Below are 25,438 nucleotides of genomic sequence, written 5' to 3' on the forward strand. Positions count from 1 at the left end.
GGTCAGGCTCCTTGGGTCTTGCGCATCGGCAGGCGCGGATCGATTTCCTGGTGCTCCCAGCTGTCGCGCAGCCAGGTGTGGTCGGGGTTGTCGCAGATCAGCCACGCACGGTTCGGGCCGGAGCCCGCCATCACGTTGAGGTAGTACATGTGGTGGCCCGGGGCGGCGATCGACGGGCCGTGGTAGCCGTGCGGCACCAGCACGACGTCGCCGGAGCGGACCTCCTCGAGCACCTCGATCGGGCGTTCCGGGGTGCCGAACACCCGGTGGTAGCCGAAACCCGGTGTCCCGGCCGGGCTGTGATCGATCTCGAAGTAGTAGATCTCTTCCAGTTGGGTCTCGAACTCGGTGTTCTCGTCGTGCTTGTGCGCGGGGTAGCTCGACCAGTTGCCGCCCGGGGTGATGACCTCGCAGGCGATCAACGAGTCGGCCTCGAACGTGGTGGCCGTGCCGAAGTTGTGCACCTGCCGACTGCAGTTGCCTGCCCCGCGCAGTTCGACGGGCACGTCGGCGGCGGCGACCCGGCGATTCGGGAACGACCGGGTGGCCCGCGCTCCGCAGATCGCGACGCGGCCGTGCCCTGCCAGCGTGTAGGTCTGGTCCACGCCGATGTACACCATGTCCGCGGGGCCGTCGAAAACCGATGCGCGCGGTGACAGTTCGAAGGTCTCGCCGTCGCAGCTGACGGTGCCGCCGCCGGCCAGCGGCAGGATCATCACTTCGCTGTCACCGGTGCTGCGGGTGACCGAACCGGCGTCGAGATCCAGTACGTGCAGACTGGACTCGGCCCAGCCGGCCGATTCGGGGGTGACGTCCACGGTGTAGGGCGCGGGCGCGGTGCCGGCCGGGATGTACCACTTGGATTTCATCAGCGCACCAGCTTCACGGCGGTCGAGACGGCGCCGGCGACGTCGTCATCAGGCGGGTAGAGCAGGGTGCGACCGACGATCAGACCCTTGACGGCGGGCAGCGAGAGCGCCTTCTCCCAGCTGGCGAACGCCTCGTCGGGGTCGGTGGGGTCGCCACCGAGCAGCAGGGTGGGCATCGTCGTGGATTCCATCACCCGGTCCATCTCGGGGACGACCGGCAGCTTCATCCAGGTGTAGGCCGACGTGGAGCCCAGCCCCTGGCTGATGTGCACGGACTTGATGACGGCGTCGGGGGAGAGGTCGTTGCGGACCTTGCCGTCGACGCGGGAGGACATGAACGGTTCCAGCATGGCGATCAGCCCGCGGGCGGCCAGTTCGTCGACCGCCTGTGCACACGCGGCGAGGGTGGACACCGTACCCGGATCGTCGAGGTCGATGCGGCACAGCATCTTTCCGCCGTTCATGTTGGCCGCCGCCGTCGATGCCGCGGTCGCACCTGTCATCCGGTCGTCCAGCTCGAACGAGGAGCCGGCCAGCCCGCCCCGGTTGAAGGAGGAGAACACCACCTTGTCCTCCAGCGCCCCGAGCAGAACCAGGTCGTCGAGGATGTCGGCGGTGGCCAGCACCCCGTCCACACCCGGGTCGGCGAGTGCAGCACGCAGCCGGTCCAACAGGTCGAGACGATTGTTCATGGCCGTCGGGCGTGATCCGACGGCGAGCGCACCGCGGGCGGGGTGGTCGGCGGCGACGATCATCAGCCGGCCGTCGCCGCGGACCGTCGGCCGCGTGGTGCGGGCCTGCCAGGCCTGCGCGACCGCGGCGGGATCGGCGGTGCGGATCTCGGTGAGGTCGGCGTAGGTTTCGGCCCGGGCGACGCCGGGGGCCGATGCGGGACTAGACATTGACGGCCTCCACAGCGGTCTGTTCGGCGAGATCGGCCACCTCGACGGCGGTCGGCATCGCGGTCGAGCATTCGAGGCGGGAGGCGACGATGGCCCCCGCGGCGTTGGCGTAACGCAGGGTCTTCTCCAGCGACCAGCCGTGCAGCAGCCCGTGGATGAGGCTGCCGCCGAAGGCATCCCCGGCACCCAGCCCGTTCACGACGTCCACGTCGTTGGGCGGCACCGTCACCGAGCTGTGCCTGGTCTTGCCGAGCACGCCGCGCGGGCCCTGCTTCACGATGGCCAATTCGACCCCGAGATCGAGCAGGGCGTCGGCGGCCTTGTGTGGGCTGGTCTCCCCGACGGCGATCTCGCACTCCTCGCGGTTGCCCACCGCGACGGTGACGTGTTGCAGCGCGCGCTGCACCTGCTCGGTGGCCGCGGCGGGGGTGGCCCAGAACATCGGGCGGTAGTCGAGGTCGAGGACCGTCAGCGGACTGCGCGACCGGCTCTCAAGCGCGGCGAAATGTGCGCTGCGGCTGGGCTCTTCGGACAGCCCGGTGACGGTGGCCCAGAACAGCCGGGCGCTGCGGATGGCGTCGGTGTCGAGTTCCTCGGTGCTGATCCGCAGATCGGGTGCCGAGGGCTTGCGGTAGAAGTACAGCGGGAAGTCGTCGGGCGGGAAGATCTCGCAGAAGGTCACCGGGGTGGGGTATTCACCGTGGGTGCGCACGAAACGGTTGTCGACGCCGAGGCGGGCGAGTTCGTCGCGGACGAAGCGGCCGAACGGGTCATCGCCGGCGCCGGAGATCAGTGCCGTCCGGTTGCCGAGCCGGGCGGCCGCGACCGCGACGTTGGCGGCGCTGCCGCCGAGGAACTTCCCGAAGGTTTCGACCTTCTCGAGTCCGACGCCGGTCTGCAGCGGGTAGACGTCCACGCCGCTGCGGCCGATGGCGATGGCGTCGAACGGTTCCGTGCCGGACGGCCTTTCGGCGGACCTCTCGATGGACCCTTCAATGGACACTGTGGCTCCCGAAGATCGTGGGCGGGCTCTGCTTCTATGACTGTGCCTCGGGTCACTCACTCATGTCAATAGTTTGTCCTGACATTCGAACTTTCAGTCATGGTGCTACGGTTCGGTTACTCTGTCTGATCAGTTGCCCCGAGATCGGAGTGGACGTGCCTTTAGCTGTTGAGCTCGACAGGTCCAGCCCTGTTCCGCTCTACTACCAACTCGCCCAGGCCATCGAAGCTGCGATCCGCAACGGCGAGCTGGCCCCCGGCGACCGGTTCGAGAACGAACTCGCGCTCGCGAGCAGGCTCGCGCTGTCGCGGCCCACCACCCGGCGCGCGATCCAGGAACTCGTCGACAAGGGTCTGCTGGTGCGCAAACGGGGGGTCGGCACGCAGGTCGTGCAGAATCCCGTGCACCGCCGGGTCGAGCTCACCAGCCTGTTCGATGATCTCGCCAAGTCCGGGCAGGACCCGACGACCCAGCTGCTCGAGTACCGGTGCGGCATCGCCGACGAGGACATTGCCGCCGAGCTCAACCTGGGCAAGGACCACGAGATCGTCACCATCCAACGGCTCCGGCGCGCCAACGGCGAGCCGCTCGCGGTGATGACCAACCATCTGCCGGTCGAGATCGCGCCGGACGCCGAGGAACTCGAAGCCAGCGGCCTTTACCAGGCGCTGCGCGCGCGGGGCGTGCACATCCGGCTGGCCCGGCAGCGCATCGGCGCCAAGCCGGCCAACCGCAACGAGGCCCGGCTGCTCGACGAGAAGGCCGGTGCGCCGCTGTTGACCATGAGCCGGACGGCGTTCGACGACTCCGGCCGGGCGGTCGAGTTCGGCAGTCACTGCTATCGCGCCTCGCGCTACTACTTCGAGACCACGCTCGTCGACCGCTGACGCGGCGCGGCGGTGGTGCCCCGGATCACCAGGCGCGGCGCCAGGACCACATCCGTCTCGGCGCCGGCCGTTTCGTCGAGCATGGCGACGGCCAGCCGGACCGCGTGCCGGGCGAGTTCGGCGGCGTCCTGATGCACGGTGGTGAGGTCGATGCGCGGGTTGTCCGACAGGTGGCTGTCGTCGTAGCCGATGAGGGAGATGTCGCCGGGCACGTCGATGCCGGCGCGCGACAGGCCGTCGAGTAGGCCCAGCGCGCAGCGATCGTTGCCGGCCAGTATCGCGGTCGGGTGCGAGTCCGAGGCGAGGATCTCCCGCGCCGCCGCGGCGCCGGCCGCCTCGTCGTGCGCGCCCGGAATCACCTTGGCGTGCTCCGCGAGTCCGTGCTTGCGCATGGCGGCGCGATAGGCCTTGCGGCGGTCCGCGGAACCGGGATCGGAGCCGCCGTCGACGTGGTGGATGGCGCGGTGGCCGAGTTCGACGAGATAGCCGACCGCGTCCCGGATGCCCGACGCGTCGTCGGTGCGCACGGTGGTCAGCCGGGTTTCCGGCGGGATGCCGGTGAGCCGGCGCCCCACCACCACGACGGGGACCCGCTCGGCCAGGGCGACAAGTTTGTCCGCATCCGAGGACGGGCCGAGCAGGATCAGTCCTCCGCAGCGGTGGCTGAGCAGTGCGTCGATCGGCACGCCCTCATCGCGGTCGGGCAGGTTCGCCGACAGCAGTACCTCGTAGCCGAGGTGTTCGGCAGCCGGGTAGATCCCGGTGACCAGTTGGGCTTCGAAGAGCTGGCACACGTCCATCAGCACGCCCAGGGTGCGGCTGCGGCCGCGGGCCAGCAGTCGCGCCGCGGAGTCCGGCCGGTAGCCGATCTCCTCGGCCACCGTGAGCACCCGCTGCCGGGTTTCCTCACTGGCGCCGGGCTTTCCGTCGAGGATGAACGACACCAGCGTGCGGGAGACCCCGGCCTGGGTGGCGACGTCGGCCATCGTCGGCCGCCGAGGCCGCGCGTCGGCTGTCGTCGGCCGCCGAGGCCGCGCGTCGGTCATCGTCGGCCGGCGCTGCGGGCTCGCCATCGCAATCTCCTCGGGAAGTGACGGTTGACACGTTCTGCGTCGGCACCCATATTAGACCTAACGCGCGTTAGTAACGCGCTTTAGTCCACAAGGAAGTTTTCTCATGGCGACAACGACCGAGACCCACAGTTCCGGCAAGTTCCTCACCAAGCTGACGGTCATCGCGACCCTGGGCGGGCTGCTCTTCGGTTACGACACCGGCGTCATCTCCGGCGCCCTGCTCTACATGAAGGACGACCTCGACCTCAGCGCATTCGGTGAGGCGACCGTCGTCAGCTCACTGCTGTTCCCGGGCGCCGCACTCGGGGCGCTGTTCGGCGGACGGGTGGCCGACCGTATCGGCCGCAAGCGCAGCCTGCTGGTCTGCGCGGGCCTGTTCCTGGTCGGCGCACTCGGTTGCGCGCTCGCCCCCAACGTCCAGCTGATGGTCGCCGCACGGATCGTGCTCGGTCTCGGCGTGGGCGCAGCGGCGGTCACCTGCCCGCTCTACCTGGCCGAGATGGCGCCGGCCGATCGGCGCGGCCGGATGGTGACGATCAACGAACTGATGATCGTCACCGGGCAGATGCTGGCCTTCGCCACCAACGCCCTGCTGGATCACCTGATTCACGACCCGCACGTCTGGCGCATGATGCTCGGGGTGGCCACCGTGCCGGCCATCGCCCTGCTGCTGGGCATGCTGGTGCTGCCGGACTCGCCGCGCTGGTACGGCCTCAAGGGCCGGATGACCGAGGCCCGCGCGGTGCTGGGGTTGAGCCGCGCACCGTCGGAAGCCGACGCCGAGTACGAGCTCATCGCCGAACACACCGCGCACATGCTGAAGAACCGGACCGCGCCGTTCAGCGTCATCCGTGACGTGCCGTGGATCCGTCGCGTGGTACTCATCGGCTGCGGCCTCGCGGTCGTGCAGCAGGCCACCGGCATCAACACCGTGAACTACTACGCGCCGACCATCCTGGAGCAGAGCGGTCTGGGGGTCAGCGCCGCGCTGGTCGCCACCATCGCCGTCGGCGTCACCTCGGTGGTCACCACGATCATCGGCATCATCCTGATCGGTTTCGTCGGCCGCCGCCTCATGCTGCTGATCGGCTTCGCCGGTGTCGCGGGTTCACAACTCGCGCTGGCGTTGGTGTTCCTGCTGCCGGCGTCGACGATGCGCAGCTACGTGATCCTGGCCTGCATGATCCTGTTCGTGGCCTTCGTGCAGATGTTCATCGGCACCGTCGTGTGGCTGCTGCTGTCGGAGATCTTCCCGCTGAGCATCCGCGGTTTCGCAATGGGGATCGCCGTCTTCGTGCTGTGGTGCACCAACGCGATCATCTCGTTCCTGTTCCCGCTGCTGAACTCCGCGCTCGGCTCCACCGGTACGTTCCTGCTCTTCGTGGCCGTCAATGTGGGTTCATGGATCTTCGTGCAGCGCACCGTGCCCGAGACCAAGGGAACCACGCTGGAGGAACTGGAAGAGCGCTTCGAAGCCGAACACGGCGCAACCCCGGTGATTTCGGCGCGCTGATGTTGGCCATGCGAACGCGAGCGCGCCGAAATCGCCTCAGCTGAACGCGGCGCAACCCCGGTGATTTCGGCGCGCTGATGTTGGCCATGCGAACGCGAGCGCGCCGAAATCGCCTCAGCTGAACGCGGCGCGGAACGCCTGCAGTGCGGCGGTACTGTCACCGCGGGCGTACGCCTCCAGGCCGACGGTGCCGTCATATCCCGTGTCGCGCAACGCTCGTGCGACAGCGGGGTAGTGGATCTCGCCGGTTCCCGGCTCGCACCGCCCGGGCACGTCGGCCACCTGGATCTCGCCGATCGCCGGCCCGCACCGGCGGACGAGTTCGACGAGATTTCCCTCACCGATCTGGGCGTGATACAGGTCCAGCATCATCTTCACGTTCGGGTGACCGACGCCCTCGACCAGTGCCAGCGTGTCCTTGGCCCGCGCCAACGGCACGCCGGGATGATCGACGATGGTGTTGAGGTTCTCGACGCAGAACGTCACCCCGGCGGCCGCGCCGAGATCGCCGATCCGTTCCAGCGTGCGCAGGGCGGTAGCCCACATCGTGCCGGTGGCACGATGCCGCGGCCGGGCCGCCTGCCCGTCGACCAGTTCGGCGGTGTGCAGGTTGAGCCGCGGAACACCCAGCGTCTCAGCGGCCTTGATGCTCAATTCGGCGGTACGCACCACCTCGTCGGCATACTCCGGATCGATCAGGTCCCCGTGCAGATAGCCCGTCATCGAGGAGAACTGCGCGCCGGTCGCGGCCAGCGCGTCGAGATCCTTGTCGTGCCAGCTCCAGATCTCGACATCGAAACCCAGCTCGTGGATGCGCTGCACCCGGTCCAGCAGCGGCAGTTCGGTGAAGACCATCTCTGAACACACGGCGAGTCTCATGCCCGCACCCCGTTCAGTACCACCGGCGCCTTGGTCTCGACCGATTCCCTTGCCGCGAGGGCGATTTCCAGCGCGATGCGGGCGTCGACGCCGGTGACCGCGGGCTCGGTGCCGGCCAGTACACACCCGGCGAAATGGGCGAACTGCGCGGTGTAGGCATCGGCGAACAGTTCGGTGTTGACCCGGCCGGCGTGCTCGGGTGCACGTCCGGCCTGCAGTACACCGCCGGATCCGAAGACCTCGCCGCGGATGTCGTAGCCGTACACGGCCTGGAAACTGGCTTCGGCGACGGCGAATGCGCCGTTGTCGAACCGGATCTGCACCACCGAGGTGTCGAGGAATCCCTGCTCGGCGAACTGCGGGTGAACCAGTGCATCGGCCTGGGCGTACACCTCGGTGGCCCGCGCACCCGGGTTGAGCCAGCACAGGGTGTCGAAGTCGTGGATCAGCGTCTCGTTGAAGATCGTCCACGGCTTGACCCGCGCCGCGACCTCGGCGGAGATGCCGGGATCCCGGGTGAGCGACCGCAGCAGTTGGGGCGTGCCGATTGCACCGGCATCGATGCGGGCCCGCATCTGCGCGAAGTCGCCGGCGAAGCGCCGGTTGAAGCCGACCTGCAAGGCGACGCCCGCGGTGCGCGCCGCGTCGATGGCGCGGTCGGCGTCATCGAGCGTCAGCGCCATCGGCTTCTCGCAGAACACGTGCTTACCGGCCCGCGCGGCGGCGACCACCAGGTCGGCGTGACTGGTGGCGGGGGAGCAGATGGCTACGGCCTGAACCTCCGGATCCGCGATGAGCCCCAGCGGATCCCGATAGGCCCGCGCGCCCGAGAACTTCTCTGCGGCACCGGGTACCGGGTCGGCGACCGCGACCAGCCGGGTGTTCGGCAGCCGTGCGGCCAATGTCTCGGCGTGGAAGCCGCCGATCCAGCCGGCGCCGATGAGGCCGAAGGACAGGGGTGGGGCCATGGGGCACTCCGATCTACTAGAACGTTCTAGTGACGGTAGAACGGCTCGCCGAGTTCCGTCAACGATTTTCCTAGAACGATCTAGGATCATCCCGTGGAACGCAGGCCGACTCTGGCGGATGTCGCCGCGCGCGCCGGCGTCTCGCGGGCGCTCGTCTCGATCGTCATGCGCGGCGCACCGGGAGCCAGCGCGCAGACCCGCGACCGGGTGCACCAAGTGGCTGACGAACTCGGCTACCGGCCCGATCCCCGTGCGCGCCGGTTGCGTCAGCACCGCACCAGGCTGATCGGAGTGACGTTCGCGGTCGGCCAGGAGTTCCATGCCGACCTGGTCGACGGTGTGTACGTGGCGGCCGAGCGACTCGGCTATGACGTGGTACTCAGCGGCGTCACCCCACACCGCGACGAACCCCGCGCGCTGCGCACGCTGGTGGATGACCGGTGCGAGGGGTTGGTGCTCATCGGCCCGCAGGCACCGACCCGGCAGCTGGGCGAGCTGGCCGACCGCCTGCCGGTGGTCGTGCTCGCCCGCCGGATCCGCGGTGTCGACGCCGTACGCAGCGACGATGCCGCGGGAGCGATCCTGGGTACCGAACATCTGCTGGCGCTGGGCCATCGGCGGATCGCCTACCTGGATGGCGGGCGGGCGCCGGGCGCTGCCGAACGGTTGCGGGGTTATCGGCGCGCGGCCGGGGTTGGCGGGGTGGTGGAGGAGGTTCGTCCCGGCGGGCTCACCGAGCGCGAAGGTGCTGCCGCGGCGGCCCGGATGCTGGCCGACGGCGAGCTGCCCACGGCGGTGTTCGCCTTCAACGACCGCTGCGCACTCGGGGTCATCGACGTGCTGATCCGTGCAGGTATCTCAGTGCCGCAACAGGTTTCGGTGCTCGGGTTCGATGACAGCCCGTTGGCGGGGCTCGCCCACGTGAACCTCACGACCGTGCGCCAGGACGCCATGGGGCTGTCGGGCGCGGCGGTGAGGCGCCTGGTCGACCGTCTCGACGGTGTGTCCGAGGGTGCCGACGCGGCGGATGACGCGGTGGATGTGGTGTGCGAGCCGACGCTGGTGGTGCGCGGCTCGACGGCCGCCCCGGGCCGGCGGCCTGCGGGAACACCGCCGAACAAATGACTTGCAGTCCTAATGTCAGGACAAAGTATTGACTTTCCGGTGTGAGCCGTATTACATCAAGACTGCAGGCGTAGCGGCCGGCACTCGGCCCACCGGGCCGGGCCTCCGGCGGCACGGCGATCGTGAAAAGAGGAGAGAAGATGGCGTTGAAGCGGCTTGCGGCTCTGGCCGGAGCGGGCATGTTGGCGTTGAGCATGGCGGCGTGTTCGTCCACCGGCGGCAGGCCGGACAGCTCCGCAGAGGGTGGCGGCGGCGGCACCGTCGACACCCCGCGCATGACGGTCGCGATGATCACCCACGAGGTGCCCGGTGACTCCTTCTGGGATCTGATCCGCAAGGGCGCCGAGGCTGCGGCCAAGAAGGACAACATCGAACTGCGTTACTCCAACGACCCGGAGGCGCCGAACCAGGCCAACCTGGTGCAGGCCGCCATCGACAGCGGGGTGGACGGCATCGCCGTCACACTGGCCAAGCCCGAGGCGATGGCACCCGCGGTCAAGGCCGCGCTCGACCGGGGCATCCCGGTGGTCGCCTTCAACTCCGGTTTCGACAACTTCAAGAACATGGGTGTCCAGCAGTACTTCGGTCAGGACGAAAAGCTCGCGGGCATCGCGGCGGGTGAGCGGCTGAACGCCGACGGCGCCAAGAAGGTGGTCTGCATCATTCAGGAGCAGGGCCAGGTCGCCCTCGAATCCCGTTGTGCGGGTGTCAAGGAAGGCTTCGGGGGGCAGACCGAGATCCTGAACGTCAACAGCAAGGACATGCCGTCGGTCGAGGCGACCATCACCGCGAAGCTGCAGCAGGACCCCAGCGTCGACACCCTCGTCGCGCTCGGGGCGCCGATCGCGCTGACCGCCGTGCAGTCCAAGAAGAACGCCGGCAGCAATGCGAACGTGACCACCTTCGACACCAATGCCGCGCTGGTGGACGCCATCCAGAACGGTGACGTGCAGTGGGCCGTCGACCAGCAGCCCTTCCTGCAGGGCTACCTCGCCATCGACTCGCTGTGGCTGTACCTGAGCAACAAGAACCTGATCGGGGGCGGGCAGGCGACGCTGACCGGCCCGTCGTTCATCGACAAGTCCAACATCGACGCCGTGGCCGAACTGGCCAAGGGCGGAACTCGCTAGAAGCCAGGAGCGCAGACATGACCACCCAGGAAGCGCTGGACGTCGCCGACCACAAAGTGGTTCGCGACGAACGCGTCAAGGAACGAAATCGCCTACAGCGTCTGCTGATCCGGCCCGAGATGGGCGCCGGTATCGGTGCGATCGGCATTTTCATCGCGTTCTTCATCGTGGCCCCTCCGTTCCGTGAGGCCTCCTCGCTGGCGACGGTGCTCTACGCCAGCAGCACCATCGGCATCATGGCCTGCGGTGTCGCGGTGCTGATGATCGGCGGCGAGTTCGACCTGTCGGCGGGTGTGGCGGTGACGTTCAGCTCGCTGGCCGCCTCGATGCTGGCCTACAACCTGCACCTCAACCTCTGGGTCGGCGCCGCGCTGGCCCTGGTGCTCGCACTGGCGGTCGGCTTCTTCAATGGGTTCCTGGTGATGAAGACCAAGATCCCCAGCTTCCTGATCACGCTGAGTACCTTCTTCATGCTCGCCGGCATCAACCTGGCCGTCACGAAACTCGTTGCCGGACAGGTCGCCACCCAGAGCGTCAGCGATATGGCCGGCTGGGACTCGGCGCAGAAGGTGTTCTCCTCGACGTTCACCGTGTTCGGCGTCGGCATCCGGGTGACGGTGCTGTGGTGGCTGGTGTTCACCGCCGTCGCCACCTGGGTGCTGTTCAAGACCAAGATCGGCAACTGGATCTTCGCCGTCGGCGGTGACGCCGAGAGCGCCCGTGCCATCGGCATCCCGGTGACCAAGGTCAAGATCGGCCTGTTCATGTTCGTCGGCTTCTGCGCCTGGTTCGTGGGCATGCACCTGCTCTTCGCCTTCAATACCGTGCAGTCCGGTCAGGGCATCGGAAACGAGTTCTTCTACATCATCGCCGCGGTCATCGGTGGCTGTCTGCTCACCGGCGGCTACGGCACCGCGATCGGCGCCGCCATCGGTGCGTTCATCTTCGGGATGACGAACCAGGGCATCGTCTACGCGGGTTGGGACCCGGACTGGTTCAAGTTCTTCCTGGGCGGCATGCTGCTTTTCGCGGTGATCGCCAACAACGCCTTCCGTAACTACGCAGCGAAGAAGTGATCCGATGACCGCGACAGTCGAAACCCAGAGCAACGAAGCATCGGCCGGCGGAAAGACGCCGCTGGTCGAGCTGCGCAATGTCGGCAAGTCCTACGGCCACATCCACGCGCTAAAGGACATCAGCCTGCGGGTGCACGCCGGGCAGGTGACCGGGATCCTCGGTGACAACGGTGCCGGCAAGTCCACGCTGATCAAGATCATCGCCGGGTTGCACCAGCAGAGCGACGGTGAACTCCTGGTCGACGGGGAGCCGACGAAGTTCTCCTCGCCGGCCGATGCACTCGACAAGGGCATCGCCACCGTCTACCAGAACCTCGCCGTGGTGCCGCTGATGCCGGTGTGGCGCAACTTCTTCCTCGGCCAGGAGGTCCGCAAGAAGTCGTTCCCGTGGTCGCTGGATGCGAACGCCATGCGGGCCACCACGTTGGCCGAGCTGTCCAAGATGGGCATCGAGCTCCCCGATGTCGATGCGCCGATCGGTTCGCTCTCCGGTGGCCAGCGCCAATGTGTCGCGATCGCGCGGGCGGTGTTCTTCGGGGCGCGGGTGCTCATCCTCGACGAGCCCACCGCCGCGCTGGGCGTGAAGCAGTCCGGCGTGGTGCTGAAGTACATCACCGCCGCCAAGGAGGCCGGCTTCGGCGTCGTGTTCATCACGCACAACCCGCACCATGCGCACATGGTCGGCGATCACTTCGTGCTGCTGAACCGCGGTCGCCAGAAGCTGGACTGCACCTTCGACGAGATCACGCTGGAGCATCTGACCCAGCAGATGGCCGGCGGCGACGAACTCGAGGCGCTGTCCCACGAGCTCGGACGCAAGTAGTCCCTGACGAAGTCGGCGCGGCACTCCGGCTGACCCGGGGGTGTCGCGCCGATATCGTGTGTCGGGCTTGACCGGTCTAGGTCGGTCGCGGATCATCGGTGGATGCCGCAGCGCCAGGATCGGCCGACCATGCAGGACATCGCCGACAAGGTGGGAGTCTCGAAGGCATTGGTGTCGTTGGTGTTCCGTAAGGCGCCCGGGCCCAGCGCGGAGACGCGGGAGAAGGTGCTGGCGGCGGCCGAAGAGCTCGGCTACCGGGTGAACCGGACGGCGGCGCTGATGACCGCACGAAGGACGCACCTGATCGGCGTCACCACCAATATCCGCAACAGCTTTCACGCCGAGATCGTCGAGCACATCGTCGCAGCGGCCGATCGGGCCGGCTACGAGGTGGTCCTGGGGGCGGTCACCCCCACGCACGGTGAGTCGAAGGTGATCGAGACACTGTTGGACTTCCGCTCCGAGGGGTTGTTGCTGATCGGGCCGGAGCTGCCGACGCAGACGCTGGCCGAACTCGGCACCCGGCTGCCGACCGTGGTCATCGGCCGGCGGATATCGGTGGATTCCCTCGATGTCGTACGCACCGCGGACGGGCGCGGGATCGGTGCTGTCGTCGACCATCTTGTCGAACTGGGGCACCGGCGGATCGTGCACATCGCCGCCGGACAGGGCGTCATCGCCGCGGACCGTCGCAGTGGCTATCTGCGCGCGATGCGCAGGCACGGTCTGCAGGATGAGGCCGCGATCATCGAAGGTGATTTCACCGAGGATTCCGGGATGGCGGCGGCATCGGAGCTGCTGGCCCGAGGGTCGACGGCGACGGCGGTGGTGTGTGCCAACGACCGCATCGCGGTGGGCGTCATCGACACCTTGCGCCGCGCCGGGGTGCGGGTGCCCGAGGACGTGTCGGTCGCCGGCTATGACGACAGCGCGCTGGCCCGGCTCGGTCACATCGACCTGACGACGGTCAATCAGCAACCCGGGGAGCAGGCCGACCGGGCGGTACGGGCGGTGGTGTCCCGGCTGGACGGCGGCCGTGTCGAACCGGACTCGTGGGTATCGCAACCGCTATTGGTCCCGCGGGCGACCACCGCGCCCGTGTCTGGCCGCCGGCAGGCCTGAATCCCTTGTAGCAAGGGCACTTTGGCCAGATCTGCCGAACCCGGCCGATCCCACTCTTGACAGTCGCCTGTGACGGGCCTCATAGTGGACGCATTCGAATTAGACCGGTCAAATAGACCGGACTAAAAGCTCGCCGACGAAGGTAGGAAGCCGTGAACCGATTGATCCGGACGGCGGCGGCGACCACCGCGATCGCCCTGGCCCTGGCCGCCTGCAGCAGCGCCGGCGGCAAGCCCGACGGGCAGGGCGGTGAGGGCGGCGCTGTCAACGTGAACCTGCCGCGACACACCGTCGCCATGGTCGGGCACTGGAACCCCAGCGACGCCTTCGTCGACATCCTCCGCAAGGGTGCCGCGCAGGGCGCCGAGACCAACAACATCGAGTTGCGCTATTCCTCGGACCCCCAGCCCGACAAACAGGCCACCCTGGTGCAGAACGCCATCGACTCCAAGGTCGACGCGATCGCACTGGACCTCGCCAACCCGGAGGCGCTGATCGAGGTCTCCAAGAAGGCCGTCGCCGCGGGAATCCCGGTCGTCGCCTTCAACTCCGGCTACGACGATTGGAAGCGCGCCGACGCACTGATGTACATCGGCCAGGACGAGGTCATCGCCGGAACTGCAGCAGGCGAGCGGCTCAAGCAGGCCGGTGTGCGCAAGGTGCTCTGCGTGGTGCACGAGCAGGGCGTGCCGGCGCTCGACAAGCGGTGCAACGGTGTCGAAACCGGCTTCGGCGGCACCACCGACCGGGTCTACCTGTCCGGTTTCGACATGTCCGCCGCACGGTCCACCGTCGAGGCGAAGCTCGCTCAGGACCCCACCATCGACGCGATCATCACTCTCAACGCGTCCTATGCGATGACCGCGCTGCCGGTGGTCGAGGCCACCGGCCGGGACATCACCATCGCCACGTTCGACACCAACCCCGAACTCATGACGGCGATCACCGACGGCAAGGTCGCCTTCGCCGTCGACCAGCAACCCTGGCTGCAGGGGTACCAGGCCGTCGACACGCTGGCCAACTACCTCAACAACCGCAGCATCCTCGGGGGCGGTCAGCCCATCCTGACCGGCCCGTCGTTCATCGACGAAACCAATGTGGAACAGATCTCGGCCTACGCAACGGAAGGTGTCCGCTGATGACCAGCACGATCGGAGTCGCCGTCATCGGCGGTGGCATGGCGGGCCGTGCACACGCCGCCGGATATCGCTCCGCGACAACGGTGTTCGGGACGGGCAGGCCCGACGTCCGATTGGTGGCGATCGCCGACACCAACGCCGCGGTCGCCGATGACACCGCGAGGCGGTACGGCTACCAGCGGGCCGAGTACGACTGGCGGGCCATCGCCGCGGCCCCCGACATCGATGCGGTCAGTGTGGTGGTCGCCAACCACCTGCACCGGGAGATCGTCGAGGGACTGTTGGCCGCGGGTAAGCATGTGCTCTGTGAGAAGCCGCTGGCCGGCTCGCTCGCCGACGCCGAGGCCATGGTCGCCGCCGCCGAGAACTCCGACCGCGTGACCGCCGTCGGATACACCTACCGGCGCTCACCGGCCGTCGAGCAGATCCGCCGCGAACTCGCCGCGGGCACCATCGGCGAACTGGTGCACTTCAACGGCCACTACTGGTGTGACTACGCGCTCGACCCCACCTCGCCGATCACCTGGCGCTATCAGGGCGGTCCCGGCACCGGTGCGCTGGCCGACGTGGGCAGCCACCTGATCGACCTCGGTGAGTTCGTCTGCGGACCCATCACCGAAGTTTCCGGGGGTGCGTTCGCCACCGTCATCCGGGAACGTCCCGTCCCACTCGGCGTCACCTACGGGCACACCAAAGGTGCGGTCAGCGATGAGCTGGCACCTGTGCAGAACGAGGATGTCGCCACCTTCACCGCCACCTTCGCCAACGGTGCGGTCGGCACCTTCTCGGCGTCGCGGGTGGCACACAACCTGCCCGACGGACTGGCCTTCGAACTGTTCGCTGCCAAGGGATCTGCGTCCTGGGATCTGCACCGCGCCGCGGAATTCCAGCTCTCCGCCGATGACGTGCGCAGCGATATCGGCGGTGCCCGTCGTGTCCTCATCGGACCCGAGCACCCCTACATCCGCGGCGGCCTGCCGATGGACGCCGGCGGCGTCGGGCATGGCGTGGCGGACCTGTTCGTCTACCAAACCCGCGCGTTCCTGGACCAGATCGCGGGTGACTCGGATCTGGGCCCGCTGCCCGGATTCGATGCCGGCCTGCATGGTATGCGCGTAGTCGCCGCCGTCACCGAGTCCGCCCAGTCCGGCGGCGCCACCGTCAAAGTCGCTCAATAGGAAGATGCCATGAAACTCGGCCTGTACAACGCCATCCTGCACGACCGGTCGCTGCCGGAGGCGATCGCGGTGATCGCCGATCTCGGTCTGACCGGTATCGAACTCAACACCGGTGGATTCCTGCCGCCCGTGCACCTGCCGACGCTCGACGACATCCTGGTCAGCGATACCGCCCGGGATGACTTCCTGGGCCAGTTCGAGGGCACAGGTGTCGGTATCGCCGGGTTGAACTGCAACGGCAACCCGCTGCATCCCAATCCCGAGATCGGCGCCGAACACGCCGAGGACGTCCGGCGGTCCATCCGGCTGGCGCAGCGGTTGGGACAGCACCGCGTGGTGACCATGTCCGGCCTTCCCGGCGGTGAACCGGGCGCCACCCGGACCAATTGGGTGGTGAACGCCTGGAATTCGGCCGCTCTCGACGTACTGGACCACCAGTGGCGCATCGTCGCGGACTTCTGGCGGGAGACCGACCGGCTGGCCCGCGATCATGACGTCAAGGTGGCACTGGAACTGCACCCGCAGAACGCCGTGTTCAACTGTGCCTCGGTGCACCATCTGATCGACCTCACCGGCGCGACCAACGTCGGGGTGGAACTGGATGCGTCCCATCTGTTCTGGCAGCAGATGGACCCGGTGACGGTGGTGCGACACCTGGGTGAGCTGGTGTTCCACGCGGCGGCCAAGGATGTGCGGATCAACCCGGAGCACGCCGCGCTCAACGGCGTGCTGGACAACAGCTTCCGCCGGCTGGCCCCCGACGAGCCGCGCACCAACCTGGGCGGCGACGAGTGGGCCAACGAATGGCCCAAGGCCGCGGCGTGGGATTTCGTCGCACTGGGCAAGGGCCACGACACCGCGTACTGGACCGAGTTCCTGCGGGCCCTGCACGAGGTGGACCCCGACATGATGGTCAACATCGAACACGAGGACGTCGAACTCGGCCGCATCGAGGGCATCGAAGTGGCGGCCACGGTGCTCAAGGCGGCTGATGCGGCCCTGCAGGATTCGCTGGCGGCCGCACGGTGAAGTACGCGGTCCTGGGCGAGACGGGCCTGGAGGTGTCGGCGGTGTCGTTCGGCACCGCGCCGCTGGGGGACATGTTCGGCGCCGCCGACGCCGGCTCGGCCATCGCCGCCGTCCACGATGCCATCGACGCGGGTATCAACTTGTTCGACTCATCGCCGTACTACGGCGGGGGCCTGGCCGAGGAGCGACTCGGGTCGGCGCTCAAGGATGTCCCCGATCCGGTCCTGGTGGCCACCAAAGCCGGCCGCTACGGCTTCGACGAGTTCGACTTCTCGCCGACGAGGATTCGCGAGGGGTTCCACCACAGCCTGCGACTGCTGCAGCGCGACCACGTCGACATCCTCCAGCTGCACGATATCGAATTCGTCTCTCTGGGAGGTGTTTTCGAGGACGCGTACGCCGAACTGGTGCGGCTCAAGGACGAGGGCAAATGCCGCTTCATCGGGATGACCGGTTATCCGCTGCACACCCTGCGGCGGGCGGTCCGCGAAACCGACCTGGACGTGGTGCTGAACTATGCGCACTTCACCCTGCTGAACACCGAGCTGACCGACGGGTTGCTGCCGGCGGCCGAGGAGAACGGCACCGCTGTCATCAACGCGGCCGCGGTGGCGCTCGGGTTGCTCACACCGGGTGGGCTCAAAGCCGATGTGCCGGCCGGCGACGCCGTGCGTGCCGCCGCCGACCGGGCACGTGAGATTTGCCTGCGTCGCGGCGCGGACATTTCGTTCCTGGCCAATCAGTTCGCGATTCAGCGCAGCGGCTGCGCGACCACGCTGATCGGCACCACCAAGGCACACCACCTCGATTCGGCCGTACGGGCCGCGACCACACCCATCGACGAGGACCTGCTCGCCGAGGTGCTGGCCGCCACCGCCGCCGTGCACGCCGAATCCTGGCCGAGCGGACTACCGGAGAACAACTGATGCAAGCAATCCTGTTGGGCGCCGACGGTGTAGAGCAGCTCGGCGACATCCCCGACCCCGCTCCGGCTCCCGACGAGGTGGTTGTGCGCGTCGACTACTGCGGCATCTGCGGTAGCGACCTGCACGCCCGGTCACAGGGCTTCTCGGCCGGCGTGGCGCTCGGGCACGAGTTCGCCGGTGTGGTCGAGGAAGTCGGCCGTGAGGTCACCGGTTTCGCGATCGGCGACCGGGTGACCGTCAACCCCAACGGCGACTGGTGCGGTCGGTGCGGCTTCTGCCGGGCCGGGCAGGTCAACCTGTGTACCGAATTGTTCCGCACCGCCGTCGGCGTGGCCCGCCACGGCGGGATGGCGCCCTTCACCGCGGTTCCCGCGAAGGTGCTGCACCGGCTGCCCGAGAGCGTCTCCACCATGCAGGGGGCCTGGGTCGAACCGCTGGCGACCGCGCTGCGGGGTGTGCGGCGATCCGGTATCGGGATGGGGGACGACGCGTTCGTCTCCGGGGCCGGCCCGATCGGCCTGCTGGTCATCGCGCTGCTGCGGGCGACGGGCGTCGGCCGGCTCACCGTGTTCGAGCCGTCCGCAGCGCGTGCCGCCACGGCCCGCACGATGGGCGCCGACGAGGTGATCGACCCGCTGAGTACCGACCCGGCAACCGTCTTCGGTGACCCGAGCACCGCACCGCCCTTCGGGTTCGAAGCCTCCGGGGTGCCGGCGGCGATCCAGTCCTCGCTGCGGGCGCTGCGGCCCCGAGGGGTCCTGACCGTCACCGGCGTCGCGCCCGAGCCGGCGTTCTACCGGGCGCCCGATCTGGTGTTCAAGGAGATCACGATCCGCGGCAGCTTCATCTACCAGGAAGAATTCGGCATGGCCATCGACCTGCTGGCTCGCGGCGTGGTGGACATCGACCCGCTGATCAGCAGGATCGCACCCGTCGGAGCCGGACCGAAGGCATTCACCGACCTACGGGCCGCGACCGACATCATCAAGGTGTTGCTCAGCACACAGTTCGCGGACCCGGTGTAGCACCGCAGGCCTGCGGGTATATGGCCCGCCATGACCCCGTCAACGCTGAAGACAGAAGACGCAGGACCCAGGGCCGTCAGCCGTAGCGTGCAGGTCTCCGCACCGGTGGCCACGATCTTCGAATTGATCGTCGACCCCCACCGCCATCACGACATCGACGGATCGGGCACGGTCCGCGACGTCGAGGTCAAGGGACCGCACCACCTGAGCGCGGGAGACAAGTTCACCGTCGGCATGAAGCAGATGGGACTGCCGTACAAGATCACCTCGACAGCCACCGCCGTCGAGGAGAACCGGCTCGTCGAATGGCAGCACCCGCTCGGGCACCGCTGGCGCTGGGAACTGGCCGAGGTCAGTCCGGGCACCACCAAGGTGACCGAGACCTTCGACTACTCCACCGCGAAGTCGCCGTTCCTCATCGAGTTCCTGGGCATGCAGAAAAAGAACGCCGAGGGCATCGAGTCCACGCTCACCGCGCTGGCCGACCGGTACTACACGAACTAGCGCGGGTGCAGGCCGGCCGCCCGGTAGGCGGCGTCGACCAGGGCCATGTTGGCCACCGCATCCTCGATGCCGAACGGGAGCGCCGCGCCATCACGGACATGGGCGGCGAACGCTTCGAGCTGATACGTGTAGGACGCCCGTGTCCCGAGACGCTCGACCTGTGTTCCGGCGCCGGTGACCAGCGTGAGCCGGTCGTCCCGGTCGGGACGGATGAAGTCGTGCACCAGCACCTCGCCCCGGGTGCCGGAAATCTGCAGCGTGAACGAATAGTCCGGGGCCACCATGGAGTTGGTGGACAGTCCGGTCGCCCCGGCGGGGAAGGCGAGCTCGACGTCGCAGCCGGCATCGACCCCCGGTGAACGCAGCACCGCATGTGCCCGGCTGATCGACGGGGCGCCGCCCAGACCGGGGACGCCGAGCCGGGCCAGGGTGCGCATCACGTGCAGTCCGTAGCAGCCCAGGTCCATCAACGCCCCGCCGGCCAGTTCCAGCGACCAGCGCGGGTCGGTATCGACCGGTTCGGGCATCGCCATGGCGACCTGCACCCGGCGGACGTCGCCGAGTGTTCCGTCGACGGCAAGGGCGAAGGCGCGCTGGGTCACCGGATGGAAGAAGTAGTGGAATCCCTCCAGCACGGTGACACCCGCTGCCGTGGCGGCCTGCGCCACCCGGACCGCCTCGGAATGGTCCCGGGCAAAGGGCTTCTCGCTGAGCACCGGTTTGCCGGCCGCGATGGCCGCCAGATTCCAGGGTGCGTGTAGGGCATTGGCCAACGGGTTGTAGACGACATCGACCTGCGGATCGTCGATGACGTCCTGATACGAGCCGAGAACCTGTTCCACACCGTACTTCTCGGCGAAAACGTCGGCACGGTCGCGGTCCCGGGCCGCCACCGCCACCAGACGGTGACCCAGCTCGGCGGCGGGGCCGACGACGGCGGACTCGGCGATACGGGAGGCGCCGAGCACGCCGATGCGCAGTCCGTCGGCACGGGTCACGTGATGCTGTTCAGATAGCTCACGCCGGTCCGCACATCGGCGAGCGGGCCCTCACCGTCGGGTGCGCCGGCCAGGATGGTGTCCTGTTCCATCACAAACCAGCCGTCGAACCCGTTGTCGCGCAGGGTGTTGACGATGGCCGTGATGTCGACGTCCCCGGTCCCCAGGGGTGTGTACATGCCGGCCTTGACCGCGTCGGTGTAGCTCAGTTCGCCGGACTGTACCTTCGCCGCCAGCGCGGCATCGACATCCTTGAGGTGAGTGTGGGCGATGCGCTGGGGCACCGACTTCGCCAGGTCCACCGGATCGGTGCCGCCGATCAGCAGGTGGCCGGTATCCAGGCACAGTGGGATCGAACAGCCCGCCAGTACCCGGTCGACCTCGGCGCGGGTCTCCACGATGGTGCCCACGTGCGGATGCAGTACCGCGAGCAGCCCCCGCTCGGCGACGATCCCGGCCAGCCGGTCCAGATTCGCCAGCAGCGTCGACCACTGCGACTCGTCCAGCTCCGGGCGCGAGTCGTAGCCGTCGGCGCCGGTCGCCGCGGCCAACACCACCACTCCCGCACCCGCGGCGACCAGTGAATTGAGTGGTCCGGCAAGGTCTTCGGCCGGATCATGATCGGCCTGGTGCAGCACCACCGGCACGAATCCTCCGACGCAGGACAGCTCGTGCCGGGCCAGGACGGCCTTCAGCTCGTCGGGGTCGGCGGGCAGGAATCCGTCCGGGCCGAGTTCGGTGGCGGTCAGACCGACCGCGCGCATCTCGCCGAGGACCTGTTCGGGCGCGAGCTGGTGACCCCAGCCCGGTACCTCGCAGACACCCCAGGAAATCGGTGCTCCCGCGATCTTGATTGCGGTGGTGGTGCTCATGCGTTGCTTACCTTCCCTTTAACCGACTCAAGTGCTACCGGGGCGCCCCGGCGCAGGGACTCGGTGGCGGCCTCGGCCAACCAGGCCACCTCGACGGCGTCGGCGACCGTTGCGCCGCGCACCGGCCCGCCCTGGGCCACCTCGACGAAACCGGCCAGTTCGGTGCGGAACGCCTCGGTGAAGCGGTCCATGAAGAAGTTGTGCGCCGGTCCCGTCGGAAAGCCTGATGGGTCTGCGAAGCGCGGGTCCACGTTCTTCAACGGCACACCCTGATCCCAGCCGGCCGCGACACTGTCGTCGAACCCGTGCACCTCCAGGCGGCAGTCGTAGCCGCGGGCGTTGTAGCGGGCATTGGAGACGACACCGAGGGCACCGCCGTCGAACCGCACCACCACCGCGGCGGTGTCCACATCGCCGTATTCGGTGAACAGCGGGTCGCCCTGCACGGTGCCGGTGGCGTAGACCTCGACGGCGTTCTGCCCGGTGATCCAGCGCAGGATGTCGAAATCATGGACGGCGCAGTCCCGGAAGATCCCGCCGGAGCCCCTGATGTAGTCCATCGGCGGGGGCGCGGGGTCCATCGTGGTGCTGCGCACCGTGTGCAGGGTGCCCAGCGCACCGCTGTCGACGGCGCTCTTGGCCGCCGCGAACGCCGCATCGAAGCGACGCTGATACCCGACCTGGACCGGAACCCCTGAGCCGGTGATGATCTCGGCGATCCGCGCGCTCTCGGCGGCGGTGGAGGCGATGGGCTTCTCGCAGAATGTCGGGATACCGCGCTGCACCGCGGCCAGGGTCAGCTCGGCGTGCGCCGGGGTGGCCGCGGCCACCACCACACCGTCGACCCCCGCGGCCAGCAGCGCCTGCACCGAGTCGACTGCCCTGGCCCCGTGCTTGGCCGCCACCGCGGCCGTCACGTCGGCACGCTCGTCGGTGATCACCAGTTCGTCGATCCCGGCGAGGCCGGACAGGGTTTCGGTGTGGAATGCGCCGATGCGGCCCAGTCCGATCACGCCGATGGTGGTCATGGGATTCTCCGTTCGTTCTGTGCATCGAGGATGAGGTCGAGTTCGGCTGCGCTGAGCCCGTCGGCCAGTGCGGCCAGCACGGTGTCCACCTGACTCGGCGGCGCCAGGCTGCCGAGGGGCTGATCGTGGTCGAGGTTGGTCGGGAAGGCGTAGCCCTCGGCGGTGGCGTTGACGATGTTGGCCAGCTCGCCCTCCGGGCGGCCGGTGCGCTGCATCTCCAACAGCACCGGATAGACGGCCTTCACCATCGCGGTGCGGTCCAGCGCTTCCATCGCCCGGCCGAACGGTGAGGAGACCTGTAACAGATTGGCCATCCGGTTGATCGCGGTCGACGTGTTCGCTCCCGCTCCGTGATACAGCGCCGGGTTGAAGAAGACCGCATCGCCCTTGCGCAGCGGGATCTGAACATGGTGTTCGGCGAAGAACTCGATGAACTCCGGTCGGTAGAACGCGATGTAGCCGGCCGCGAATCGTTGCGAGTACGGCAGCAGCATCGTCGGACCGCTCTCGATCGGCATATCGCAGTGCGCGACCGCACCCTGCAATGTCAACGCCGCCGACATCCGGTGCATATGCGCCGGGTAGTGCGCCAGCTGCTCGGGGTCGGCGAACCCGAGATGGTAGTCGCGATGCGGAACCTGGGCGGCTCCACCGGGATTGACGACATTGACCTGCGAGGTGACCTGATAGCGCGGGCCCAGCCAGGCCTGGCACACCAGTGCCAGGGCGTCCGCGGCGTAGTAGCGCGCAAAGACCTCGGGGGAGTGCAGCGCCAGTTTCTGTGCGGCGTTCCAGACCCGGTCGTTGGCGCCGGCCTTGCCGAAGTGATCGCCGGCAGCGCCGCCCGCGGCGCGCTGGGCGGCGATGATGTCGGTGAACGCGGCAGATGCGTGGTCCACCACATCGTGGGCGAAGGCGCCCTCGAACAGCACCACCCCCGGCCCGTCGGTGAGCGCCCCGATCAGCTCGGCTTGCAGGGCCCGGCGATCGACCCCGGCGATGTCGGCGGCCGAGTACACCAGGATGTTGCTGCGCACATCGGTGGCGTGCGGGTAATCGGCCAGATCGGTGCCGCGCAGAACCTGGCTCCCGAACTCGCCGAGATCGCAATGGGACTCGGCGATCCAGCTGGGGCCGGAAGCGGTGAGTGAAGCGGACATGAGGTTAGTCTTGCTGTGACACCGACCGCAATCAACAGCAAAAAACCATCAAAAAACCCTCACGATCGGCGTCCGGGGAGGCCGGCAGATGCATCGCTACAAGGTCCGCGAGATCGCGCAGCAGGCCGGGCTGAGCGAGGCGACGGTCGACCGCGTCCTCAACGACAGGCCGGGGGTGCGGGAGAACACCCGCGCCGAGGTGCGTCAAGCCATCGAGGATCTGGACAAGCAGCGAGCGCAGTTGCGGCTCAACGGCCGTCGTTATCTGTTCGATGTGGTGATGCAGACCCCGCAACGGTTCTCCGATGCGTTCCGGGCGGCCATCGAGGCCGAACTGCCCGCCTTCGCACCGGCCGTGCCGCGGGCCCGATTTCACCTGTGGGAGTCCGGGTCGGCTGCCGACATGGCCGCCGAGCTGGGTCGTATCAAGGGCAGCCACGGCGTCATCCTGAAGGCCCAGGACGAACCCGAGGTGGCCGAGGCGGTCGACCGCCTGGTCGCCGGGGGAGTGCCGGTGGTGACCTACACCACCGATGTGGCCAACAGCGACCGCTGCGCCTATGTCGGTATCGACAACCACGGCGCCGGGTTGACCGCGGCGTTCCTGGTCAACCAATGGCTCGGCGCCGCCCCGTCGGGCGTGCTGATCACCCTGAGCCGCACGGTGTTTCGTGGTGAGGGTGAGCGCGAGGTGGGGTTCCGGGCCGGCTTGCGAGCGTCCGGGCACGACATCGTCGAGGTCAGTGACAGCGACGGTATCGATGCCACCAACGAGCGGCTGGTGCTCGACGCGCTGAAACGCCATCCCGGCATCGAGGCCGTGTACTCGCCGGGCGGCGGGAACACCGCGACCGTCGCCGCGTTCGAGAGGCTTGGCCGGGCGTGCAGAGTCTTTGTCGCCCATGATCTCGACGTCGACAACCGCAGGCTGCTGCGGGAAGGCAGGCTGTCGGTGGTGTTGCACAACGATCTGCGCGCCGACGCCCGGTTGGCCATCCGGGTGCTGCTCGCCCAGCACGGCGCGCTTCCCTCCGAACCGGTGCGCCCCACCCCGATTCAGGTCGTCACCCCCTACAACCTGCCCGGATAGCCGCCGGCCCGGCCCGGCAGGGTGCGGCGTGACGCTGCGGAATCGCTGAATGCGGCAGACGCCGACTACCATTTCGCCCGACAGCCACGTCGACATGTACCGACGACAGGACAAACGTCAAGCAGGGGAATCAAAGATGTCGCCAGAGCTCGTCCCGGGCGTGACCGTGCTGGGGAACCTGGCCATCGACATCATCAACGGTGCGTCGCCCAGTCCCGGGGGCTGCGCCTCGTTCGCGGGCGTGGCCCTGGAGAGTGCCCCCGGCACCGCGCACATCGCGGCGATGGGCGCCCAGCGGGACCACGAACTGTTCGACCCGGTGCTGGACCGGTTCGGCTCGATGGTGCGGCTGCTGCCGTCGGACCGCACCAGCGCGTTCCGGCTGGACTATGACGACACCGATCACCGCCACATGGGTGTCGAGGCCATCGGTCCGGTGTGGACGCCGGCCGACATCGAGGCCGACGACCCCCGCACCACCTGGATTCACCTGGCTCCGCTGCTGCGCACCGACTTCCCCGCCGAGACGCTGGCCCATCTCGCGGCCCGCGGTCACCGGATCGCCTATGACGGGCAGGGCCTGGTGCGGGCGGACCGGGTCGGCCCGCTGCAGCTGGACCGGCACTTCGCGCCGGAGTTGGTGCGCCACCTCGACGTGTTGAAGCTGGCCGAGGACGAGGCCGTCATCGTCGCGGACGGCCCGTTCGACCTGGCGGCCGCCGAACGGCTCGGGGTCCCCGAGATCCTGGTGACCTACGGCTCCGAAGGCTGCGACATCTACAAGGACGGGACCGTGCAGCGCGTCCCGGCCGCGTGGCGGGTGATGGACGTCCAGACCACCGGCGCCGGGGACATGTTCACCGCCTCGTTCGTCGCGCACCGGGCAGCCGGCGCGGATTCGCGACGCGCCGTGCAGATCGCCAGTGAACTGGTCGCTCGCGAATTACAGAAGCGCGTTCACCTCGGCCTCTCACCGGCGTAAGCCCAGGTTGGCCCGGCAATACTTGACACCCGTCAAGTTCGGCTGATTGAGTGCTACTGCACGGTAATCAGATCCTTAGAGAATGACATTCTCCAAAAGTGATGAAGACCACAGGTAGGCGGGAACTCGTTCTGCTT

25 protein-coding genes are annotated in these 25,438 nt (G+C 68.1%); 15 read left to right on the forward strand and 10 right to left on the reverse strand.

Going from position 1 to position 25,438, the window contains the following annotated elements; translation table 11 throughout:
* Nucleotides 1-2 precede the first annotated feature (2 nt).
* Genes iolB through iolC form a run of 3 tightly spaced genes read right to left on the reverse strand, consistent with a single transcriptional unit; the run spans nt 3 to nt 2,768 of the window.
* Nucleotides 3-869 (reverse strand): 5-deoxy-glucuronate isomerase, encoded by an 867-nt coding sequence (gene iolB, locus V4U86_RS08750; RefSeq protein WP_395310862.1) that lies wholly within the window; start codon nt 867-869, stop codon nt 3-5.
* On the reverse strand, nt 869-1,771 hold the full coding sequence (locus V4U86_RS08755) for a Cgl0159 family (beta/alpha)8-fold protein (RefSeq protein WP_395310863.1): 903 nt from the start codon (nt 1,769-1,771) through the stop codon (nt 869-871). Before V4U86_RS08755 ends, iolB begins: the two co-directional genes overlap by 1 nt.
* Nucleotides 1,764-2,768, reverse strand: a complete 1,005-nt coding sequence (gene iolC / locus V4U86_RS08760; RefSeq protein WP_395311966.1) for a 5-dehydro-2-deoxygluconokinase — start codon at nt 2,766-2,768, stop codon at nt 1,764-1,766. Before iolC ends, V4U86_RS08755 begins: the two co-directional genes overlap by 8 nt.
* A 155-nt stretch (nt 2,769-2,923) precedes the next feature.
* On the opposite strand from iolC, the gene V4U86_RS08765 reads away from it, so the two are divergent.
* Nucleotides 2,924-3,661 carry a GntR family transcriptional regulator gene (locus V4U86_RS08765; protein ID WP_395310864.1) on the forward strand — a complete coding sequence of 246 codons (738 nt, stop codon included), beginning with the start codon at nt 2,924-2,926 and terminating at the stop codon, nt 3,659-3,661.
* Here V4U86_RS08765 and V4U86_RS08770 read toward each other — a convergent pair.
* Nucleotides 3,631-4,707: a LacI family DNA-binding transcriptional regulator gene (locus V4U86_RS08770; RefSeq protein ID WP_395311967.1), complete on the reverse strand. Its 1,077-nt coding sequence runs from the start codon at nt 4,705-4,707 to the stop codon at nt 3,631-3,633. The genes V4U86_RS08765 and V4U86_RS08770 overlap by 31 nt on opposite strands.
* 130 nt (nt 4,708-4,837) lie before the next feature.
* Between V4U86_RS08770 and V4U86_RS08775 the strand changes: the two genes are divergently transcribed.
* Nucleotides 4,838-6,247 (forward strand): sugar porter family MFS transporter, encoded by a 1,410-nt coding sequence (locus V4U86_RS08775; protein WP_395310865.1) that lies wholly within the window; start codon nt 4,838-4,840, stop codon nt 6,245-6,247.
* A 114-nt stretch (nt 6,248-6,361) separates the two neighbouring features.
* Here the strand turns inward: V4U86_RS08775 and V4U86_RS08780 are convergent, their stop codons facing one another.
* Both V4U86_RS08780 and V4U86_RS08785 read right to left on the reverse strand, forming a co-directional pair.
* Entirely contained in the window at nt 6,362-7,126 is a 765-nt protein-coding gene (locus V4U86_RS08780; RefSeq protein ID WP_395310866.1) for a TIM barrel protein, read from the reverse strand.
* The gene (locus V4U86_RS08785) at nt 7,123-8,094 is read right to left on the reverse strand and encodes a Gfo/Idh/MocA family oxidoreductase (protein ID WP_395310867.1); all 972 of its coding nucleotides are present in this window, start codon (nt 8,092-8,094) and stop codon (nt 7,123-7,125) included. Before V4U86_RS08785 ends, V4U86_RS08780 begins: the two co-directional genes overlap by 4 nt.
* Nucleotides 8,095-8,187: 93 nt before the next feature.
* On the opposite strand from V4U86_RS08785, the gene V4U86_RS08790 reads away from it, so the two are divergent.
* The 11 genes from V4U86_RS08790 to V4U86_RS08840 all read left to right on the forward strand — a co-directional run bounded on the left by V4U86_RS08790 (nt 8,188) and on the right by V4U86_RS08840 (nt 19,171).
* The gene (locus tag V4U86_RS08790) at nt 8,188-9,219 is read left to right on the forward strand and encodes a LacI family DNA-binding transcriptional regulator (RefSeq protein WP_395310868.1); all 1,032 of its coding nucleotides are present in this window, start codon (nt 8,188-8,190) and stop codon (nt 9,217-9,219) included.
* Nucleotides 9,220-9,359: 140 nt separating this feature from the next.
* A complete protein-coding gene (locus tag V4U86_RS08795) occupies nt 9,360-10,349 on the forward strand; it encodes a substrate-binding domain-containing protein (RefSeq protein ID WP_395310869.1) in 990 nt (329 codons plus the stop codon).
* Nucleotides 10,350-10,366: 17 nt separating this feature from the next.
* Complete coding sequence (locus V4U86_RS08800; RefSeq protein WP_395310870.1) at nt 10,367-11,425, forward strand: ABC transporter permease; 1,059 nt, start codon at nt 10,367-10,369, stop codon at nt 11,423-11,425.
* A gap of 4 nt (nt 11,426-11,429) precedes the next feature.
* Entirely contained in the window at nt 11,430-12,248 is an 819-nt protein-coding gene (locus V4U86_RS08805; protein WP_395310871.1) for an ATP-binding cassette domain-containing protein, read from the forward strand.
* Between the two features lie 102 nt (nt 12,249-12,350).
* Nucleotides 12,351-13,370, forward strand: a complete 1,020-nt coding sequence (locus V4U86_RS08810) for a LacI family DNA-binding transcriptional regulator (RefSeq protein WP_395310872.1) — start codon at nt 12,351-12,353, stop codon at nt 13,368-13,370.
* 152 nt (nt 13,371-13,522) lie between these two features.
* The gene (locus tag V4U86_RS08815) at nt 13,523-14,509 is read left to right on the forward strand and encodes a substrate-binding domain-containing protein (RefSeq protein WP_395310873.1); all 987 of its coding nucleotides are present in this window, start codon (nt 13,523-13,525) and stop codon (nt 14,507-14,509) included.
* Entirely contained in the window at nt 14,509-15,687 is a 1,179-nt protein-coding gene (locus tag V4U86_RS08820) for a Gfo/Idh/MocA family protein (protein WP_395310874.1), read from the forward strand. Before V4U86_RS08815 ends, V4U86_RS08820 begins: the two co-directional genes overlap by 1 nt.
* A gap of 9 nt (nt 15,688-15,696) precedes the next feature.
* Nucleotides 15,697-16,716, forward strand: a complete 1,020-nt coding sequence (locus V4U86_RS08825) for a sugar phosphate isomerase/epimerase family protein (RefSeq protein WP_395310875.1) — start codon at nt 15,697-15,699, stop codon at nt 16,714-16,716.
* On the forward strand, nt 16,713-17,642 hold the full coding sequence (locus V4U86_RS08830; protein ID WP_395310876.1) for an aldo/keto reductase: 930 nt from the start codon (nt 16,713-16,715) through the stop codon (nt 17,640-17,642). Before V4U86_RS08825 ends, V4U86_RS08830 begins: the two co-directional genes overlap by 4 nt.
* Entirely contained in the window at nt 17,642-18,667 is a 1,026-nt protein-coding gene (locus V4U86_RS08835; RefSeq protein ID WP_395310877.1) for a zinc-dependent alcohol dehydrogenase, read from the forward strand. Before V4U86_RS08830 ends, V4U86_RS08835 begins: the two co-directional genes overlap by 1 nt.
* A gap of 30 nt (nt 18,668-18,697) precedes the next feature.
* Entirely contained in the window at nt 18,698-19,171 is a 474-nt protein-coding gene (locus V4U86_RS08840) for an SRPBCC family protein (RefSeq protein WP_395310878.1), read from the forward strand.
* Here V4U86_RS08840 and V4U86_RS08845 read toward each other — a convergent pair.
* The 4 genes from V4U86_RS08845 to V4U86_RS08860 are packed head-to-tail and all read right to left on the reverse strand — an operon-like array spanning nt 19,168 to nt 23,229.
* A complete protein-coding gene (locus V4U86_RS08845; RefSeq protein WP_395310879.1) occupies nt 19,168-20,169 on the reverse strand; it encodes a Gfo/Idh/MocA family protein in 1,002 nt (333 codons plus the stop codon). The genes V4U86_RS08840 and V4U86_RS08845 overlap by 4 nt on opposite strands.
* Nucleotides 20,166-21,041, reverse strand: coding sequence for a sugar phosphate isomerase/epimerase family protein (locus V4U86_RS08850; RefSeq protein ID WP_395310880.1), 876 nt, complete (start codon nt 21,039-21,041; stop codon nt 20,166-20,168). The genes V4U86_RS08845 and V4U86_RS08850 overlap by 4 nt, the downstream gene beginning before the upstream one ends.
* Nucleotides 21,038-22,069, reverse strand: a complete 1,032-nt coding sequence (locus V4U86_RS08855) for a Gfo/Idh/MocA family protein (protein WP_395310881.1) — start codon at nt 22,067-22,069, stop codon at nt 21,038-21,040. The genes V4U86_RS08850 and V4U86_RS08855 overlap by 4 nt, the downstream gene beginning before the upstream one ends.
* Complete coding sequence (locus tag V4U86_RS08860) at nt 22,066-23,229, reverse strand: phytanoyl-CoA dioxygenase family protein (RefSeq protein WP_395310882.1); 1,164 nt, start codon at nt 23,227-23,229, stop codon at nt 22,066-22,068. Before V4U86_RS08860 ends, V4U86_RS08855 begins: the two co-directional genes overlap by 4 nt.
* Nucleotides 23,230-23,317: 88 nt before the next feature.
* Here V4U86_RS08860 and V4U86_RS08865 point away from each other — a divergent pair, with 88 nt between their 5' ends.
* Complete coding sequence (locus V4U86_RS08865; protein ID WP_395310883.1) at nt 23,318-24,319, forward strand: LacI family DNA-binding transcriptional regulator; 1,002 nt, start codon at nt 23,318-23,320, stop codon at nt 24,317-24,319.
* Between the two features lie 136 nt (nt 24,320-24,455).
* Nucleotides 24,456-25,301: a carbohydrate kinase family protein gene (locus tag V4U86_RS08870; protein ID WP_395310884.1), complete on the forward strand. Its 846-nt coding sequence runs from the start codon at nt 24,456-24,458 to the stop codon at nt 25,299-25,301.
* Nucleotides 25,302-25,438: the final 137 nt, after the last annotated feature.

The organism is Mycobacterium sp. AMU20-3851 (assembly GCF_043974665.1).
GTDB lineage: Bacteria > Actinomycetota > Actinomycetes > Mycobacteriales > Mycobacteriaceae > Mycobacterium.